14 protein-coding genes, 1 other RNA gene and 1 pseudogene are annotated in these 14,932 nt (G+C 46.9%); 12 read left to right on the top strand and 4 right to left on the bottom strand.

Going from position 1 to position 14,932, the window contains the following annotated elements; translation table 11 throughout:
* Positions 1-53: 53 nt before the first annotated feature.
* Positions 54-242, top strand: a complete 189-nt coding sequence (locus HPY27_RS09465) for a hypothetical protein (RefSeq protein WP_017247839.1) — start codon at positions 54-56, stop codon at positions 240-242.
* A 180-nt stretch (positions 243-422) separates the two neighbouring features.
* Positions 423-1,829 (top strand): MDR family MFS transporter, encoded by a 1,407-nt coding sequence (locus tag HPY27_RS09460; RefSeq protein WP_174224843.1) that lies wholly within the window; start codon positions 423-425, stop codon positions 1,827-1,829.
* 5 nt (positions 1,830-1,834) lie between these two features.
* Here the strand turns inward: HPY27_RS09460 and HPY27_RS09455 are convergent, their stop codons facing one another.
* Both HPY27_RS09455 and yfkAB read right to left on the bottom strand, forming a co-directional pair.
* A complete protein-coding gene (locus tag HPY27_RS09455; protein WP_007724320.1) occupies positions 1,835-2,089 on the bottom strand; it encodes an alpha/beta-type small acid-soluble spore protein in 255 nt (84 codons plus the stop codon).
* A gap of 31 nt (positions 2,090-2,120) precedes the next feature.
* A complete protein-coding gene (gene yfkAB, locus HPY27_RS09450; RefSeq protein ID WP_174224842.1) occupies positions 2,121-3,236 on the bottom strand; it encodes a radical SAM/CxCxxxxC motif protein YfkAB in 1,116 nt (371 codons plus the stop codon).
* Positions 3,237-3,314: 78 nt separating this feature from the next.
* Between yfkAB and HPY27_RS09445 the strand changes: the two genes are divergently transcribed.
* Positions 3,315-3,998 (top strand): DUF1385 domain-containing protein, encoded by a 684-nt coding sequence (locus HPY27_RS09445; RefSeq protein ID WP_174224841.1) that lies wholly within the window; start codon positions 3,315-3,317, stop codon positions 3,996-3,998.
* A 164-nt stretch (positions 3,999-4,162) separates the two neighbouring features.
* Entirely contained in the window at positions 4,163-4,882 is a 720-nt protein-coding gene (locus HPY27_RS09440) for a class I SAM-dependent methyltransferase (RefSeq protein ID WP_174224840.1), read from the top strand.
* A 54-nt stretch (positions 4,883-4,936) separates the two neighbouring features.
* Here the strand turns inward: HPY27_RS09440 and HPY27_RS09435 are convergent, their stop codons facing one another.
* A complete protein-coding gene (locus HPY27_RS09435) occupies positions 4,937-5,470 on the bottom strand; it encodes a gamma carbonic anhydrase (RefSeq protein WP_007724325.1) in 534 nt (177 codons plus the stop codon).
* A gap of 13 nt (positions 5,471-5,483) precedes the next feature.
* Positions 5,484-5,792, bottom strand: a complete 309-nt coding sequence (locus tag HPY27_RS09430) for an iron-sulfur cluster biosynthesis family protein (RefSeq protein WP_017247844.1) — start codon at positions 5,790-5,792, stop codon at positions 5,484-5,486.
* Positions 5,793-5,908: 116 nt separating this feature from the next.
* Here HPY27_RS09430 and rnpB point away from each other — a divergent pair.
* The 8 genes and pseudogenes from rnpB to HPY27_RS09395 all read left to right on the top strand — a co-directional run bounded on the left by rnpB (position 5,909) and on the right by HPY27_RS09395 (position 14,890).
* Positions 5,909-6,297, top strand: an RNA gene (gene rnpB, locus HPY27_RS09425) — RNase P RNA component class B.
* A gap of 279 nt (positions 6,298-6,576) precedes the next feature.
* Positions 6,577-8,913, top strand: coding sequence for an S-layer homology domain-containing protein (locus HPY27_RS09420; protein WP_017247846.1), 2,337 nt, complete (start codon positions 6,577-6,579; stop codon positions 8,911-8,913).
* Between the two features lie 162 nt (positions 8,914-9,075).
* The gene (locus HPY27_RS09415; RefSeq protein ID WP_174224839.1) at positions 9,076-10,587 is read left to right on the top strand and encodes a monooxygenase; all 1,512 of its coding nucleotides are present in this window, start codon (positions 9,076-9,078) and stop codon (positions 10,585-10,587) included.
* A gap of 97 nt (positions 10,588-10,684) precedes the next feature.
* Complete coding sequence (locus HPY27_RS09410) at positions 10,685-11,170, top strand: MarR family transcriptional regulator (RefSeq protein ID WP_017247848.1); 486 nt, start codon at positions 10,685-10,687, stop codon at positions 11,168-11,170.
* 183 nt (positions 11,171-11,353) lie between these two features.
* Complete coding sequence (locus tag HPY27_RS09405; protein WP_254476431.1) at positions 11,354-11,539, top strand: ankyrin repeat domain-containing protein; 186 nt, start codon at positions 11,354-11,356, stop codon at positions 11,537-11,539.
* 144 nt (positions 11,540-11,683) lie between these two features.
* Positions 11,684-12,364: a hypothetical protein gene (locus tag HPY27_RS09400; RefSeq protein WP_174224838.1), complete on the top strand. Its 681-nt coding sequence runs from the start codon at positions 11,684-11,686 to the stop codon at positions 12,362-12,364.
* Positions 12,365-12,544: 180 nt separating this feature from the next.
* Positions 12,545-12,756 (top strand): annotated as a pseudogene (locus tag HPY27_RS30090) (DUF418 domain-containing protein); the annotation flags it as partial.
* 91 nt (positions 12,757-12,847) lie between these two features.
* Positions 12,848-14,890 carry a molybdopterin-containing oxidoreductase family protein gene (locus HPY27_RS09395; RefSeq protein ID WP_017247851.1) on the top strand — a complete coding sequence of 681 codons (2,043 nt, stop codon included), beginning with the start codon at positions 12,848-12,850 and terminating at the stop codon, positions 14,888-14,890.
* Positions 14,891-14,932: the final 42 nt, after the last annotated feature.

Here is a 14,932-nt window from a genome sequence, read left to right as displayed (position 1 = left end):
CTTCGCCTGATCCTGCATAAAGTGATACGAGAGGATTAAGAGGAGGTGCGGCCATGCTAGGGTTAAATGGAAAAAACGTCCGACACCATTTCATGGGCGTCTATGGAAAAGTGGTGCAGATTCGTGAACTGGTGGATGTGATCGACCAAGTTTTTGACTCTGTAAACAAAGTGGGCAACATAGGAAAGGCGATGCTTGGACCTCGTAAGGCAAGTGCCAAAAAGCTCGACAAGCTGAGATGAATGGAAAAACAAGAAAACCGCGTCCATAATGGAGGCGGTTTTTATTTATGATTTATTTGTAGTTCTTAGGGGCAGACTCTATCATCAGAATAACTCATCAGAAAGAAAAAGTCTACTCTTTTTTTGGAAATTCCCTTATATTTTTGGAGCTGTTATCAACTGACTTCAAAAAGGGGAGTGATGGAGTTGAAAAAGGAAAAGCGTCGCGTAGGATTGGTTACGAGTGGAGTGCTGATGGGGCTAATCTTGTCATCATTGGATCAGACGATTGTATCAACAGCCATGCCGACAATTACCAAAGAGCTGGGAGGTCTTTCTCTTTATAGCTGGGTGTTCGCCATTTATATGCTTACATCGACCACGAGCATGCCCATCTATGGGAAAATGGCGGACTTGTTTGGACCGAGAAAAATGTATGTGATCGGTTTGTTTCTGTTTCTTGTGGGATCTCTCCTGTGCGGCATGGCTAATTCCATGACGGGTCTTATTGCCGCAAGAGGAGTTCAAGGGTTGGGCGCTGGGGCATTAATGCCGGTTGCGTTCATCATTGTGGGTGAACTGTATCCACCCGAAAAGAGAGGCAAATTTCAAGGACTTTTCGGAGCTGTCTTTGCCATGACGAGTATACTCGGTCCCTCGTTGGGAGGAATTCTCGTGGAGCATCTGCCGTGGGGATGGATCTTTTTTATAAACCTTCCTATCGGTATCACTGCTTTATTGATCATTGCTCTAGCCTTTCGTGACCAGCGGCACTATGATAAGAAGCCAGTGATTGATTGGTATGGAGCGACTAGCTTGAGTGCAGCCATCATTTTCATCCTGCTGTCCCTTGTTATGGAGGGGAGGGAATACAAGATCGGGTTAGGGGGAGCGGGTATCTTCCTTCTCGGTTTGTTCATCTGGATTGAAACCAAAGCAAAGGAGCCCCTGCTTCCGCTTTCCCTATTTCGCATTCCGGTCATCGGATATGGCAATCTCGTGGGTTTCTTTGTGAGTGCCGCTTTGTTCGGTGCCATCGCCTATATCCCTCTGTTCGTTCAAGGGGTACGCGGTGCGAGTCCCTCAGAAGCTGGATTCCTTTTAGTGCCACTCATGCTGTCCGCAGCGATTTCTTCGACGGGTGGGGGAAGATGGATGGAAAAAACTTCATTTCGGGCGATTTTGATTCCCAGCTTACTCATCATGGCGACAGGCTTTTTCCTTCTGAGCACGATTGATGGAGAGACAACCAACACACAACTCGTTAGCTACATGATTGTCACAGGTCTAGGCATGGGGGCAATCTATCCGGCACTCGGTACAGCCGCACACAGCGCTGTAAAACCGCAAGATCGGGGCGTTGCTATGTCGACATCGCAATTATTTCGTTCCATTGGGGGGACGATTGGAATCAGTGTGTTTGGGACCATTGTAGAATGGCGAATGCGGGCAGGAATGATGTTTAGTGAAGCTATGCACGGTGTCTTTGTCACTGGATTAATTCTAATTGGAATCAGTTTGATAGCCAGTGTTCTAATCGGCAATACTCGATTGCTCGACAAAGAACCCCGCCATTCGCATAACTCAAATAGCGGGGTTCCCAAATAATGGAATCACGGTTTTTTATTCATGCCTTCCATTGCCATCCGAACCATTTCTCTGACCATACTGCCGCCCAAGCGTCCTCCGATTCGACCGGCATCGTGAGAGGTTAATTGTCCATTGTAGCCGGGCTGCAATGGAACATGAATTTCTTCTGCGACCTCGAATTTGGCTTGCGCGGGATCAGCAACGTGTGCAACCTGCGCTTTTAGGGCGTCCAGTCCTTTTCTCGCCTCGGGGACGAGTGGGCGTTTGCGTCTGCTCATGGTAGATCACCTCACGCCCTAGTGTGCCCAATTAGACGAGTGCTTTGCGCAGAGTGAAATCAGTCTCCTGATAGTAAGTATTAGCAACGAGCAGGTTAGGTCCTGCACATCCTGCAGCAGGGCAAAAGCAATTGATCTTCTGATTCAGCGTGTGTTCTTGCCATTTTCCAAACATCGACTGGAGCTGGTCGGTTTGAATATTGCCCAATGGCTCTACATCCCCGAAATCGGTCACGATGACATCGCCGGTGAAAATGTTGATGTTAAGACGATTGCGACCATCAGGATCATTGCGAGTCGTCACATTTTTCGCTGAGCGTAGTCTGCTGATCAATTCCCTGTCTGCCGCTTCAGAACTACAAGCGAAAAACGGAAGCGTCCCGAAAAGCATCCACAAATCTTCATTGCGTACATCGAGCATCCGATGAATGGCTTGACGAAGCTCATCGAGTGAAAGTACATCCAGATCACGGGCAAAATCACTCGCGTACATCGGGTGTACCTCATGTCGCTTGCTGCCCATCTCCTGAATCTGACGATGGAGGGTATCGAGCTTTGTCCATGTGCGATGATTCAGCATCGTTTCGGCTGAGACAAATACACCAGCTTCCGAGAGCTTGCGAGCATTTTCCATCATCTCTTGAAACTGTGCTTCCGCTCTTTTGATTGAAACTGGCTGCCGTGCTTTTGCGTAAACAATATCATGGAATTCTTCGGGAGTAGACCAGTTCCATGAAATATGCATAACGTCGATGTAAGGCAGGATCAACTCATACCGAGAAAACGGCATGGACATGTTGGAGTTGATTTGCGTCCGCAGCCCACGATCTGCTGCATATTGTAGAATAGGCGCGATCACAGTTTTCACGGTGCGCTCGCTGTACATCGGTTCTCCGCCTGTTATACTGATAGTAAGCAGGTCTTTCGCTTCATCGAGACGACGGAGTATGAGATCGACAGGGAGAGCGGGATCGTCTTTGTATCGCAATGTATCACCAACCGCGCAATGCTCACAGCGGAGATTGCACAGATTCGTTACAGTAAACTCGACGCTGGTAAGTTTATAGGCGGGGGGTGTCGCATTGAACAACGGCTCCCATGGATCGTGTATAGGTGTTAATGGTGTAGTTGGAACCATGCGGATCAATTGTGGAAACCTCCTTCATTCTGCGTACAACTCAACCTATTATAACGACATTAGGGCGGAAGGAGAATAGCTAACGAGATGATTATGGGGATGTCTTTTGGACGCGGTGTGCTTTTTCATGATCGAAATGTGCTGGCTTGCGCGGAAGTAAAAGACGGCGTGATTCATATGTGGGCGGAAAAAATCACATTGAAAACGATTGGGAAGCTCTGGTATCGAATATTTTTCTCCTTTCCGTGGTACTATCAATTGTTTCACCTCCTGCTTGCTGGTTATGTACTGGCAGCGATCGTGAAGCCTGACTGGGCCATCATCGATCCGATGTGGGTAGCTGTATACATCGCAGGCTTTCACTTCGTTTTTCCGAGAATGATGAAAAAATTTCACGGTGCGGAACATAAAGTGTTTAGCTATGGCGGTAAGAAGTCGCTAGCAGCACTGAAAGAGATTCAACGGGCAGATATCGTGAATGACGGTTGCTCGACGAATCTGGTCGTGTGGTTTTTTACGGGGTTCATTTTGTCCGTATTCTTTTTACCTTTAGAATGGAGTGTCGCATGTGGGGTAGTAGGACTGCTTGTGGGCATGCTCGGGGATCGCTACGTGCGTAAATATTTCGGTTTTCTTTACAAGCTATCGGCTTTCTTTCAAAAATACAGCACGACCAAAGAGCCGGATCGGCTTCATTTAGAGACGGCGATCCGCTCGTATATGCTATTTGAGCACATTCGCGAAGTGGATCGATTGCAGAATGCTTCGTAAGGAAAAAGCGGTGTTTCCACTATGGATACGCCGCTTTTTTTGTTCCATGCGCAGGTTGGTTGTGACATTGAATCCTGAAAAGTATTTTGGTAATATTTGCTCAACTCATCCCATTTCCTTTGAAAAGGGATCGAGGAATATGAGATGAGGAGAGCCGAGACGAGATGAGAAAAGAACAGGATGTAGGGGTATACGAGCAAGTGGGAGTGGCAATGACATGTCGTTCCTATCAAGAGTATGTGGATATGTTTTCACTTTCAGACGAAATCTTGGCGATGGGACCGATCCTTGATGTCGGTGCAGGAGCGTCCTCTTTTACATCGGAGGCATGCCAACATGGACGAGAGGCAATCGCAGTCGATCCGCTTTATGAAATGAAGCCTGAAGAGATTTATACGAAGGGGAAGCGAGAGATCGAGGAATCGACGCAAAAGCTGGCTGGTATCGCACACACCCTTCATTGGGAATATTACGGCTCGCTTGGCCAGCATCATCAAAACAGAGAAAGGTCACTGGAGCAATTCATTGCCGCGTATCGTGCCGATGAAGGCATCGGTAAAAGCTACTTCGCAGGCTTGTTACCGGAATTGCCTTTTGCAGACGATCACTTTTCACTGGTGCTTGGCAGTCACTTCTTGTTTTTGTACCAGCAACAGCTCGATGAGCAATTTCACTTGAACGCGATCAAAGAATTGCTGCGAATTTGTCAGCCTGGCGGTCGAATCAGACTCTATCCGTTAATCGGATTGGATCGCAAACCATATAGCAAGCTGCCACAGCTCATGGAAGAAATACAACGGTTCGGTCACACAGCCAGTCTGGAACCGACGAACTTTCGGTTTTTAGTGGGCGCTACGCATTATTTGGAAATTCGTAAATCATAAAAAACAGGGAGGATAGAAGGTGCATGTGCGCCCTCGACCTCCCTGTTTCTTTTCCTATTCCCGTTCTAGCGGGCTTTCTTCCAGTTGGCGATACATCTTTCCTTTATCTACATACGATTGGCGAATGCGTACGAATTCTTTCAAGTCTGCCTCGTTAAGTTCGCGTTTTACTTTCGCTGGATTGCCGACAACAAGCGAGCGGGGAGGCACCTTCATGCCTGGAGGAACGAGTGCACCCGCAGCAACCATGGCTTCTTCCCCGATTTCCGCACGATCCAAAACAATCGCACCCATTCCAATCAATGCACCGCGTCGTACCACGCAGCTATGTAGAACGGCATTATGTCCAACGGTCACCTCGTCTTCGAGGATCAACGGGTTGTTCGGACTTTGATGCAGGGTGCTGTTGTCTTGCACACTGACGCGTTTTCCAATGACAGTCGGAGCGATGTCCCCGCGGATCACGGTGTTATACCAAATAGAAGAATCCTCTCCGATTTCGACATCGCCAGAAACGACGGAGCCTTTTGCCAGGAAAACAGTAGGGTGAATCTTTGGTTTGATGTTTTCAAATGATAAGAGCAGCATAGTAACCTCCTAATCAATGAGTAAGCGAGCAATCTGTTTGCATCGGGCGCGGATGGAAAATGGAGAAGCGGCCAGTTGCAGGATCGCAGTCGATGACTGTCCCGGAGAGCTTGTCTATCTCATGCGTTTGATAAAAGAAATGAATCCCACTAATATCTTGGACAATATCGTATTTGTCCGCTTCCGTAATGGCGATGCTATATGTATAGCTACCACAACCCGTCGTAGTCGGGACGAGTCTGATTCCGAGCTGTTCAGCATCCGCTTCTTCCGCGATCATTTGTGCAAGACGTACTGCTGCAGTTGGAGTAATGGTTATCATCGTCCTACCTCCTTGTAGCCATTTCTATTGTACTACAAATGGAGCTTCCAAATCCTGCTTGTTGACCATGCATGAGGCATGTGATAGAGTAAATGTTATTGATTCTGATGTGCAGGAAATGTGGGTAGTCGCTGCCGCAATCGTTTCGACGATTGGCGGTAGAGGAAAGTCCAGGCTCGCCCAGGCTGAGATGCCTGGAGTGTTCGTACCTGGTGCAAGCCAGGGCAGTGAGGTGCAAGCCTTGCTGACGGCGTGGAAAGGGCTCTCTCTGAGGCCCGAGTACGCTGAAAGTGCCACAGAAACGTAGCTTTTCTGGCGACAGAAAAGATGGAACGCGGTAAACCCTGCGAGCGAGAAACCCAAATTAGGTAGGGGAACCGTCCTGAAGGAATCAAACGGAAAGGACGGATGGTATCTTCGGATGCCATAGATAGATGGCTACCACTCTTGGTGCGAGGGATTGCCCCGCTTGAAGCACGGGAGAGACAGAACCTGGCTTATAGCATTTCCTGCTGGAATGAAATGTAAAACCACCTGAGATCTCAGGTGGTTTTTTTACGTTCTGCGAAATATCGTGAACCCGCTACCTATCCATGTTTGAAGAACAGTGGAATGATTTACCGTGAACAAGCTCTGAAACTTTTTCGGAAATCTTGTCGTCTAAAAAGAGCATTCGGCCGAAGAAAACAGTTCTACTGCGGACAATTCCATCATTTCTTCAAATGGGAGTGTCTGCTGGAGAGAATGAACTGATAAAACTGTTACATTGATGGAGGGGTTTATTTTGCAAAAAGAAAAGAATCGAGCAAGTAAGGATTTCAAAAAATTATTGGCGACAGCTGTTCTGGCTGGATCGCTTGCGTTGCCGGGTACCGGATTGGCTGCTACGGCACTGCCATTCTCCGATATCGGAGGAAACGTAAATAAAGACGCGATTCTGACATTGAATTATGCTGGTGTGTTAAAAGGGTATACCGATGGCACGTTCAAGCCGAATAAAGAAGTGACGAGAGCGGAGTTCGCCAAAGTTGCGGTGTTGGCACTCGGGTACACAGATGCACAAGCAAAGCTCTTGCAAGGAAAGACAGCCTTTAAAGACCTGCCTGCAGATCACTGGGCGACAGGCTATATCAATCTAGCCGTATCGCAAGGCATCATCAAGGGCTATCCGGATGGTACATTCAAACCTAACAACAACGTAAAAATTGCGGAAGCACTGACCGTATACGTTCAAGGCTTGAAGATCGACGTTCGTCCATCAGCTTCAAGCGAGTGGTACATCCCGTACTTACTGGAAGCAGACAGAGCTGGTATTTACGATGCAAAAGAAACACCGACAGCAGCAGCTCCGCGTGATATTGTGGCAAAGTATACAGATAAGTTTATGGAAACACCTGTATACGCAAGCGGCGCTTACTATGACAAAGATGGCAATGCAAAAGGAACCATTCAGAAGCTGCCAGTAGTAAAGGGTGCAGTTGCTTCGTATGACAAGTCTGACAAAAAGCTGAAACTAGTCGGACAAAACAAAGAAATCGAAATAGCTGATTCCGCGCAAGTATACGGCAATCTGGTCGTAGGCGCGCAGGTGGAATACATTGCGAAAAACGGCCGAGTGGCGTTCCTCACCGTTGTTACTTCTGACTCCGAAATCGTCGAAGGAATCGTGAAGACTGGCCTTAATTTTACAACGGCTGTAGGCGATGAGAAGAAATTCAAGGCAATCGTTAATGGAAGAGAAGTCGTTTTGGAAGTAGAAGATGGCGTAAATGTAAGCCGCTCTCACATCGGCCAAAAGTTTGTGGCAGTCGTCGGCGACAATGGCAAGATCAAGTCCATCACGATTAGCGACAACACGACAAAAGGAATTGTGGAAAAAGTATCTTCCGTGAGCGGTTCCAACTCGAAGAATGAACTAAGAGTAGACGGTACGACCTATGTTCTGGATTCCAAAGCAACGATCAAAGGCAAGGCGCATCCAGAAGCAAAAGAAACAAGTGCTTCGTTCGCTGACATCGAAAAAGATGACTTAGTCGAGCTGACACTCAACGTGGACGGCAAAGTATCTGAGCTTGTTTACACAAAGCTGAGCCTCACGGATACTATCACCGTTGATACAGACAAGAACCGGATTCGCGTTGGCAGCGTTAATTACGAGGTGCATGAAGATACCGAGTTGTTCGTAGACGAAGACGAAGTAGATGAACTAGATGAGTTGACGAGCGGTCAAATTGCAGTTCTTACGTTTGACAAGAATGGAAATCTGATCAAAGTAGAGCAGGGTGTAGGTGCAGCTACGAACAAGCTGGTCTCAGACACAACCGCATATCAAGCAGGAAAACTGGCAACTGTGAAAATCGACGGGAAAACCTACGACATCTTGACCAATGCGAAGCTGACTGTAGATGGCAGCTCCGTATCTCCAACGACGATTAAAACCGATCAGTTTAATGACCACCGTATCCTTACGTGGAAATACAACGTCGGCACGAATGACATTGTGGAGCTGACATTGGAAAAGCAAACCGTAAAAGGCTACGTGACGAAAAAATCCGGTTCCAAAATTACCGTGAACGGGAAGGTGTATGAGCTCTTGTCCGGCGTCACGATTGACAGCGATGCAGCATCCAACGACACCGAGTACACGCTGACACTCAATAACGCTGGCAAAGTAAAGGCCGTTACAGGTGCGCCTAGGAAAGTAAGCGGCGTGGTTGATTCTGTTGAGGTTCGAAACGATGACGGCAAGGTGACTTCCGCGAAAGTTGAGGTTAACGGCAAGACGTACGATGTAACGGATGAGGATGCGATTGAAGACGTCGATCAATTTGAGTACGTGACATTGACCCTTGATCGTGACGGCGATGTCATTGCTGCTTCCGTCAGTGGAAAGCTGGCGAAGGAAAACGTGAGCTTCGTCGGAATTGAATCCCGTGTGAACAAAGACAAATACGTATTCTTCAATGATGTATCGACGAGCTTGAAGATGACAGAAGACGCGAAGATCAAATACTACAACGGTAATGACTTGAAAGAAAGCGATCTTTCCTCCAAGGATAAAGTGGATTTGTGGACAAACGATCAAGGTCACGTATATGTGATTGTCGTAGCCAAACGATAAGAAAATAAAAAAGGCGATCTCTTACTCGATTCGAGAAGGGGTCGCTTTTTCATTTGTCAGGATAGTCTTGAGTAAGTATTTAATTGAAAAACATTTTCAATTAAAAGAGGATGTGATATATTCAAATTGTTTCGTGCAAAACAAAAGCAAGGAGTGGTTCTCATGCAATTCGATTATGAAGTGATTATTGTTGGCGGTGGACCAGTTGGAATGATGCTGGCTGCAGAGCTGGCGTTGGCCAAAGTGAAGGTGTGCGTGCTTGAGCGCTTAAGGGAAACAACCCCTTATTCACGGGCACTCACTTTACATCCACGGACTCTGGAAATCCTGGATATGCGCGGGTTGAAAGCGAAATTACTTGATAAAGGAAAGCCGATTACGACAGGGCATTTTGCAGCACTGGATACGCGCTTGGATTTTTCTGTCTTAGATTCTTCCTCCAACTACACACTGATTATTCCCCAACATGACACGGAGAAGGTACTAGAGGAGTGGGCAAAAAGCCTTGGAGTGGAAATACGCAGGGAAGAGGAGGTAGTGGCCGTACACCAAGATCAGCACGGGGTTGAGGTTGAGGCTGTCGGGCCGAATGGAAAGGTTGTGCTGACGGCACTCTATGTGGTCGGTGCAGACGGCGCTGCCAGCATTGTCCGCAAGCAGGCAGGCATTCCGTTTATCGGTAAGAATGCGACTTTTACGGCTATGCAAGGGGATGTCGTTTTGAAAAATCCGCCGGAATCAGGAATTCCTTCCTACTTTAATGAGCAAGGTTTGGTCATGATTGTACCCTTGCCAGCAGGGATGCATCGGGTGGTGTTGATCGATCCGGAGCGAATGGCAGTGCCAAAGGAAGAACCAGTTTCATTGGAGGAACTGCGTGCTAGTTTACTGCGTATTCTTGGAGACGATTTGGGGATTTCCGATCCGTTTTGGATGACTCGTTTTGGCAATGCGACCTTGCAGGCTCAGCGTTATCGGGAGGGACGAATTTTCCTGGCGGGAGATGCAGCGCATATTCATTTTCCAGCTGGTGGACAGGGGATGAACGTTGGTCTGCAAGAAGCAATCAACCTAGGTTGGAAGCTGGCGGCCCAATTAAAAGGCTGGGCACCGGATTGGCTGTTGGACAGCTATCATATGGAGCGTTTCCCCATCAATACTGAATTGCTAACAAATACACAGGTGCAATCGCTGCTGTTCGGTAGTTCGGAATTCTCTCCATCCGTCATAGCTTTGAGGAATATGCTGTCCACCCTGCTGCAAATACCCGAGGCAAATTATCGGCTGGCTACCCAAATCTCTGCCTTCCATGTCCAGTATGAACCGAATGGAGAGACGCAGCCGCATGTATTGAACGGTCGACGTTTTACAGAGCTGAATCTGCATCTGGAGAACGGTGAGTGCCAGAATGCATACGAGCTTTTTCATTCTGGTTCATTCCTCTTGCTACATTTTGACTCGGATGAACGATTGGACGCTGCTTTAGATTGGTCGAAATACAAGCATGTCCATGTAGTTCGCGCGTCGCTTGCTAAGGGGGCTGCTGATTGGCTTGACGTGCATACAGCGTTGATTCGACCGGATGGATATATCGCATGGGCAGTTTCCCAGGAGGAGTCTAATCCGATGGAAGCGATTCGGAAAGGAGTCATCCACTGGTGCGGACATGATTGATTGCAACAGGATTGTTTTGTGCAAAACAAAATGAAATTGTTTTTCTCGAAACAATCAGTGTATAATGGAGAGGAGATGGTTATCTAGGAGACATGATATGCAAAGCACAGAACTTTCCAAGCAGAGGATCATACAGCTTTATATTCAGCTAGTCACGCAGCAAGAGCTGCGAGAAAGCAAATTGACTGCGCGAATGGCAGAAGAGATGCAGATGCTGGAATCCGAGATGGGGATGAAGCTAAACCTTACGCTATCTGAAATTCATTTCATTGCTTGTATCGGGGATCATGGTCCCATCAATGTCACCACGATTTCGGAAAAAGTCAACTTAACGAAAGGGTCCATAACCCGAATTAGCAAGAAGCTATGGAAGCTTGATTTCATTAAAAGGCAACAGCTGGTTGATAATAAGAAAGAAGTGTACTATCGGCTAACGGCAAAGGGACAAAAGCTGTATAAGATTCATCACCGGATGCATCAGGACATTGAACAGCGATTTATGCGCTTTCTGGATAAATACACACCTGAGCAATTAGCATTTTCCCGCGAACTGCTGGAGGACTTGCTGGATTGGGATTTCTAAACTCGTAGACAAAAGGGGCGCCATCACACTGATGGGGCCCTTTTCATTGTTCTCGGGGGCCTCTTGACAACTGAAACGGTTTGTCTCGTTGATCTAGTAACATAGGTTCAAGAAACATAATTATCACCAAGAATAATCATAAAGATAGGCTACGTTTATTTTTGAAAGCTGGGATGGACCCTAATGCGTGCAGTTCAGGACAACCGTTTAGAATTTGTACAGCTATTATTGGATTACGGAGCCGATCCGATACTTGCAACACAGTATGCTCCTAAACACCCAACCAAGTTGGGGACCCCAATCGCAGAGGCAAGAATGTTGGGGAATCGTGAAATGATTGCATTACTAGAAGCATATATCCAGGATTAGAACAGCGTTTGTTAAAGCGTAGAAATAGGGTTCAGGCTATTATTCTGGAAATCATTAGCCTGATAACGTATAATTTCCATATTATAGTTCTATAGTTCTCATACTTTTTACACTTCAAATCAAACAGCAACGGAGAATGTGATAATGAAAAAAGTAGCAGGAATCACGCTTATGGTAGCGTTGCTAGGTTTCAATGCATACCTGTGGCCAACGTTGATTAAAGAAGTAAAAGCCGATCAGAAAAACGCGAAGAATGTCCAAAAAGCACCGCAAACGGCTTCGGCTTCGCATTTGTCAGTTTCGACTCCGGTTATTGATTTAGCCAATCAAGGGACGAGGCCACCCAATGTATCGGCGTATCCGGTTGAACAACCAGTAGTTCAGTCAACCCCATCAGAGTTGGTAGCAAGCATGCCTGGCACAGAAGCGAAAAAGCAGTCATCGACAAAGGCCGTACAGACGGCATCAAAAAAGCAACCAAAGAAAACGGTCAAAAAGCCTTCCAAATCATCGAGACAATCGGATGGTCCAGACGTTCAGATGACCTTTACAGTTGAACCAACTAGGATACATTATGAAGAGACGACCTATACAACGACGAGCAGCTACGGCGGTGGGTCGTTCAATATGCCCCTCCAATATAATCCGTATAGGGGAAAATTCGAAGAACCATTCAAAATTACTCGAGACAACATATATCCTGATACTCCGACGTTGGACGAACACAAACAGAGACTTGGTATTCCAGTGACTATTGAACCGTATGTACCTCCTGTAAAAAAGGATCAACAACGACTCGCACCTCAGTCGTATCCAAGAAGATAGCGTAAATTTGTGTCGCTGTACTTTTATACAACCGCTAACTGTGGGGGACCGATAGTGATCCCTCGATAAGACATTAAACTATTCCGAAAAGGTACCTTTTCGGAATAGTTTTTTTAGACAAAAGGAAGATCATAGTAAAATAAGTCTACACCTTCCTTATATACAAAAGTGTTTTGTAAATTAACCTTCTTTGTATGGAATGAAGCGATGCTTGTTCTTTTCTTGTCACCAGTAGCACTTGATTTAGGGGGACATGTTAGTAACAGGATAGCTGCTTTGATTGCCGTGGGTATTTGGATGCTTTCTCTGCATTGGCCACGATTTTAGAAAAACATAAGCTGAACGGCCCATTAGAAATCGTAATGAGACGATTGGTAAATAAAAATCAGTAACTTCTCATTCAGCAGGGGTAGTCCCTTCTTTTTTCAATCGATTATAATAGCGTAAAAAGCTAGTTACAGTTATGAGAAAGAGGGAACCTCCATGACTTATACGACCCAGGAAAACGGTGTTTTTCCAGCAGTCTGTTCACTTGATTGCCCGGACCAATGTGGATTGCTCCTTCATAAAAAAGAGGGGAAAATCGTCAAAATTGAAGGGGACCCGAACCATCCGGTGACGAAGGGGAATATTTGCAACAAAGTCCGCAACATGACAGAGCGCATTTACGATCCCAAGAGACTCACCCATCCGTTGAAGCGTATTGGCAAAAAAGGGAGCGGGGAGTTTGTTCGAATCAGTTGGGAGGAAGCCATCACTACCATAACCGAACGCTGGCGTGACTTGATCGACTCAGACGGTCCCGAGAGTATTTTGCCTTATAGCTTTTACGGAAACATGGGGCGGATTAGTGTGGAAGGAATGGATCGCCGTTTTTTCCATCGTATGGGGGCTAGTCAACTTGATCGTACGATATGCAACAGTGCAGGGGCTGTAGGGTACAGCTACACGATGGGCGGAGCCTTTGGAACAGATCCGGAAGACACCGTTCATACCAAGCTGTTCATCATGTGGGGGATCAATACGGTTAGCACCAACATGCATCAAGTGGTGCTTGCGGAACAGGCTCGAAAAAATGGGGCGAAAATCGTCGTGATTGATGTCCATAAAAATCAGACGGGTCGATGGGCTGATTGGTTTATCCCGATTTTACCCGGAACAGACACAGCTTTGGCTTTGGGTATCATGCATGTGCTTTTTGCTGAAAACTTGGTGGATTCAGCCTTTATGGAGAAGTATACGGTAGGACATGAAGAGCTCAGGGAGCATGTACAGACGTACGATCCTGCTACCGTATCAGCCATAACGGGTGTCCCTATCGACGATATTTACAAATTGGCGAGAATGTATGGCACGACATCCCCCTCCTTTGTTCGCATTGGAAATGGCATTCAGCATCACGACAATGGTGGAATGTGTGTAAGGACGATTGCTTGTCTTCCGGCCCTGACAGGGCAGTGGCTTGTCAAAGGCGGTGGGGCCAATAAAGGGAACAAAGGTTTCCTGGAGCACAACAAGCTTGCCGTGCAGCGACCAGATTTGTTGGCAAATAAACAGACGAGAGTCATCAACATGAATGAACTTGGAAAGGCGTTGCTCGATACAGATCCACCGGTGAAATCGCTCTTCGTCTATACGAGTAATCCAGCCATTGTCGCACCGGAGGGAAACAAAGTGCGGCAAGGCCTGGCAAGAGAGGACTTGTTTACGGTCGTACATGACTTATTTTTGACGGAGACGGCTCTTTATGCCGATATCGTTTTGCCAGCGACATCTTCTTATGAAAATACTGATTTTTACACGTCGTATTGGCATCATTACATTCAACTTCAGCAGCCGGTGATCGCCCCATTTGGAGAGAGCAAGTCCAACACGGATGTTTTCCGCTTGCTGGCTGCTGCCATGGGGTATGACGAACCTGCTTTTCAAGACAGTGATACAGAGATGGTCAGACAGGCGTTAGAGGGGCACGGCAATCCTCATTTGGAAGGAATCACGTTTGAAACTTTGGTAAAAAAGCAATATGCCAAAGCAAATCTGGAACCTTTCTTTTTGGAACACCTTCCCACCCCAAGTGGAAAAATTGAGCTTTACTCGCAAGCAATGGCAAAACGAGGGCTGCCCCCATTACCTACGTACACGCCATTGGTGAATGATGGGGATTTCCCGTATTTATTTGTCCCAGGGCCCAATCACAATTATTTGAACTCCACGTTCTCGAATAATGAAAAACATAAGAAGATGGAAAAAATACCTCGTTTACACATGAATGTGGCGGATGCTGGTGCTCTAGACATTTGTGATGGAGATACGGTCCGCATATGGAATGAGCGGGGAGAGTGCGAGCTCGTGGCGGCTGTGGGTGAAAATGTTCTCTCGGGTGTCGTTGTGAGCCAAGGCTTATGGGCAGACAACGAAGGTCCGAAGCATTATGTAAATGCCCTCACACCGGACCGAATCGCGGATATGGGCGGAGGCGCGACGTTTTTCTCTGGACGGGTTGATGTGGAAAAGATTATTCGATAAAAGCAGCGAGTGCCCGACTGTAGCAGGGCACTCGCTGCTCCA

Origin of the sequence: Brevibacillus sp. HB1.1, from assembly GCF_013332445.1 — a bacterium.
Lineage (GTDB): Bacteria > Bacillota > Bacilli > Brevibacillales > Brevibacillaceae > Brevibacillus > Brevibacillus porteri.
Note: the sequence above shows the minus strand (reverse complement) of the source record. Positions and strands in the feature narration are given on the sequence as shown.

Bases quoted from the DNA above. Each gene is read 5' to 3' on its own strand.
- HPY27_RS09465 (WP_017247839.1), top strand. From the start codon at position 54: ATGCTAGGGTTAAATGGAAAAAACGTCCGACACCATTTCATGGGCGTC.
- HPY27_RS09460 (WP_174224843.1), top strand. From the start codon at position 423: ATGGAGTTGAAAAAGGAAAAGCGTCGCGTAGGATTGGTTACGAGTGGA.
- HPY27_RS09455 (WP_007724320.1), bottom strand. From the start codon at position 2,089: ATGAGCAGACGCAAACGCCCACTCGTCCCCGAGGCGAGAAAAGGACTG.
- HPY27_RS09445 (WP_174224841.1), top strand. From the start codon at position 3,315: ATGATTATGGGGATGTCTTTTGGACGCGGTGTGCTTTTTCATGATCGA.
- HPY27_RS09440 (WP_174224840.1), top strand. From the start codon at position 4,163: ATGAGAAAAGAACAGGATGTAGGGGTATACGAGCAAGTGGGAGTGGCA.
- HPY27_RS09435 (WP_007724325.1), bottom strand. From the start codon at position 5,470: ATGCTGCTCTTATCATTTGAAAACATCAAACCAAAGATTCACCCTACT.
- HPY27_RS09430 (WP_017247844.1), bottom strand. From the start codon at position 5,792: ATGATAACCATTACTCCAACTGCAGCAGTACGTCTTGCACAAATGATC.
- HPY27_RS09415 (WP_174224839.1), top strand. From the start codon at position 9,076: ATGCAATTCGATTATGAAGTGATTATTGTTGGCGGTGGACCAGTTGGA.
- HPY27_RS09410 (WP_017247848.1), top strand. From the start codon at position 10,685: ATGCAAAGCACAGAACTTTCCAAGCAGAGGATCATACAGCTTTATATT.
- HPY27_RS09405 (WP_254476431.1), top strand. From the start codon at position 11,354: ATGCGTGCAGTTCAGGACAACCGTTTAGAATTTGTACAGCTATTATTG.
- HPY27_RS09400 (WP_174224838.1), top strand. From the start codon at position 11,684: ATGAAAAAAGTAGCAGGAATCACGCTTATGGTAGCGTTGCTAGGTTTC.
- HPY27_RS09395 (WP_017247851.1), top strand. From the start codon at position 12,848: ATGACTTATACGACCCAGGAAAACGGTGTTTTTCCAGCAGTCTGTTCA.